We start from the raw sequence: 3,440 nt of genomic DNA on the forward strand, positions 1-3,440 counted from the left end.
GCTTTGCTTTGCTTTGCTTTGCTTTGCTTTGCTTTGCTTTGCTTAACAAATTTACAGTATTGTTATTTGTTGTGATTTTCATATCAAACTTTCCTCACCGATTTCTCGGCAAATATTTTTACAATTAAATTATACAACATTAAAAAAATTTGTCAAGCATTAATTATATTAAATTTATTGACAAATATTTACTCTTTTGATATAACTTAATAAAATATTGTTAAATATAAATAGGATAAAAATGTCTAAATTAATTTTATTTCCAAACTCAAAATCAAGAGACTATTATTTATATAGCCGATATAATTATTATTCTCTCGATATAACAAATTACAAAACTTTATTTGAATTCTATAGAACGACAATCGATAAATTTTTTAAAAACTTTTCTATAAAAAATAATGTTTCTCGTTTGGAAGAATCGACTGCGATAATTAATATATACGAAGCTTTAATTGAATTTACAAATAAAAATAAAGATTCAATAATATCAAAACAAAATAAAAATTACGAACTCGCCGCTAATATTTATAATTTTATTGAAGAGATTACTTTTGCAAAAATTATAATCGGCAAAGATAATGAAGATTTGGATTTAAATAATAATTTGGAAGATATAAAAAAAATAGTTTCTATTTATAAATCAAATAACAAAGCAAAAAATTTATTTGACGATAACGATATTTTTGAACTATTTATAAACTCTATAAATAAAAAAGAAATATACGATTTTAAAGAATATGAGGAAATAGAAATTTATAATTTTGAAAGCGTGCCTTTAAGATATTCAATATTTTTGGAGGCGATAAATAAAAATTATAATATCAATATAAAAGCTTTTATGCCATATAATATTGATAAAATTTTTTCTAATTATAAAGACTTCTATCAAGGAATAAATAATTTTGAATATTCTAATATATCAGATTTCTCAAAAACCTTAATTAATAAAAATAATAAAGAAGATTTAAATAAATATAAAGAACAGATAAAATTAATAGCTGGATTTGGAATCAATCAAGAAATCGACACGGTAATAGACGAAGTTATAAAACTTAAAAATTCTAATATTCCTTTAAGCGATATCGCTTTAATTTTTTCCGACACTCAAAAATATAGAGAAGCTGTAGCAAGAAGATTGAAAGAATGCAATATAAAATTTAATCAAAGAAGAGGAAATTTTATTTGGAGAATGCCTCTTATTCCCGTTTTAACTTCGATATTTTTTATAATAGAGAGAGGAAAAGAAATAGATATTGACGCTTTAATAAAATTATTATCTTCGCCTTATTTAACAAATATAGACGGAATAAATCCTTATAATATAAGAGAATTATTATATTCAAAAGATTTTAGAATATTTAAAAAAATGCCTTTAAGCGATTTTTTATATAATATTGAAAATAATAAAGAACATAAAGAAATTTCAAATTCAATAATAAAATTAATAGAATTATTAAAAAAACTTATGTCTTCAGATACTTATTCTAAAATAGGTTCGGCTTATATTGAAATATTAAAATTTTTAAAAATCGATTTGATATTTGAAGAAAATATAGAAGAAGAAAAATATTATAATTCCGTTTATATAAAAAAAGACGAGATTTTTTACAGAGATAACGATTCTTTGGCGTCTTTTGTAGAAATTGTTTTAAAACTTACGGCTAATGATAATTCTAAAAATAAAATTTCGCCTATGGATTTTCATGAAGCTTTAAATATTTTAATAAAAGACGAATATTTAAGAGGCGACAATAATAAAGAAATTTCTTTAACTATAAGCAATTTATACGATGCGAGAGGACTAAAAGCAAAATATTTATTTATACTTGGAGCGAATAACGATTTTATAAATAGAAAACCCGACACATTTTTTATAAGCAATAAATTAAGAGAATCTATAAATAATAAATATAAAAAATATGTTTTAAGCTCTCAAAATTTATTAAGCGATATTTCTTACGCGTTATTTTTAAATATTATTTCGTCATGCTACGATAACGGAATAGTTTATTTTTCTTTCAGATTAAAAGATAAAGACGGAAATTTGGAAATTCCTTTTTTCTATATAGAAGATTTATTTTTAGAACTTGGAAACGAAGATTTTAAATTCGACACTTTAAAAGAAAACGGTTTAATATTTAGAGAAAATTATATTCCGAAAGGAAATAATATTCATTCTGAAAAAGAAAATACAATAAGTCTGTTTTTTTATAAAGAAAATTACGAATATCCAAACGATATTAGTTTTGATAAAAATATTAAAAATATAGTTAATTTAGTTTATAATAAAAATGAAGAAAGCGTTTATACAAATCCTCAAAATTTTATTTCAATATTGAAAGAAGATTTATCAAATACAATTTCTGTAAGCAAAATAAAAGAGATAATGGAATGTCCGATAAAATATATTTATAATAGATTATTTGAAAGAGATTCTATAGATTCTTTAATTATGGGAATAAATAGAATGGATAAAGGAACAATTTACCATAAGATTTTTGAAAATTTTTACAATAAAATAAAAGAAAAATTTAATAATAATTGTAAATTGAAAGAAGATAAATTTAATTCTTATAAAAATATTGCAAGCGAAACTATAGAAGAATATTTTAACAAAAAAGAAATTAAAATTTATAACGAAGCCGATAAAGAAGTTATGATTGAAGAAATTAATAATGTTATGAATTCTTTTATAAAATACGAAATTGATTTATCTAAAAATAGCGATTATATTCCGAATAATTTTGAAGAAAAAATAAACGAGTTTAAAGTATATTCTTACAATAATCATAATATAAAGATAAGCGGAAGAATCGACAGAATAGATTTTAGTTATTCAAACGATAATAAAATAAACGGAATAAGAATAGTCGATTATAAGGCAAATGTTTATCCGAAAGAATTAAAAAAATATTTATCGAAATTGACTATGGAAGAAATTATAAACGCGTATTTACAACCGATTTTATATTTAAGATACGCTATAGACGAATATATAATAAAACCTAATAAAAGCGATAATTTTAATATAGACGAATTGGTTGAAAAATGCGAAGTTGTATTTGCAATTTATAAAGAAGCGGATATTGTAAATAAAGAAGATTATATTATATTTGACAATAAAGATATTCTTTTAACAATTTGCGGTTATAAAGACGGAGATTTTAATTTAAACGATTATTTTGAGAGAATATTTAAAAATATTTTTGAAGATAAATTAATCGCCGTTTCGGGAAAAGAGCAATGCGAAAATTGTATAAATTATCAAAATTGCGAATATTCTTATAAAGAAGAATAAAAATATTTAATAATTATTGCTTGACAAAAAATATAAAATATTGTAAAATAAATTATAATGATAGATATTATAAATATAATAAAAACTCTTGAGAAATTCTCATCTCATCTCATCTCATCTCATCTCATCTCATCTCATC

1 protein-coding gene is annotated in these 3,440 nt (G+C 21.5%); it reads left to right on the forward strand.

Features of this window, described 5'->3' with window-relative positions; translation table 11 throughout:
- Positions 1 to 241 precede the first annotated feature (241 nt).
- Positions 242 to 3,301: a PD-(D/E)XK nuclease family protein gene (locus tag EPJ79_RS08980; protein WP_147739233.1), complete on the forward strand. Its 3,060-nt coding sequence runs from the start codon at positions 242 to 244 to the stop codon at positions 3,299 to 3,301.
- Positions 3,302 to 3,440 lie beyond the last annotated feature (139 nt).

The sequence above is a fragment of the Brachyspira aalborgi genome (genome assembly GCF_008016455.1).
GTDB classification, from domain to species: domain Bacteria; phylum Spirochaetota; class Brachyspiria; order Brachyspirales; family Brachyspiraceae; genus Brachyspira; species Brachyspira aalborgi.

What these genes read in the sequence shown, in the direction of transcription:
- EPJ79_RS08980 (WP_147739233.1), top strand. Translation starts at nt 242, where the DNA reads ATGTCTAAATTAATTTTATTTCCAAACTCAAAATCAAGAGACTATTAT.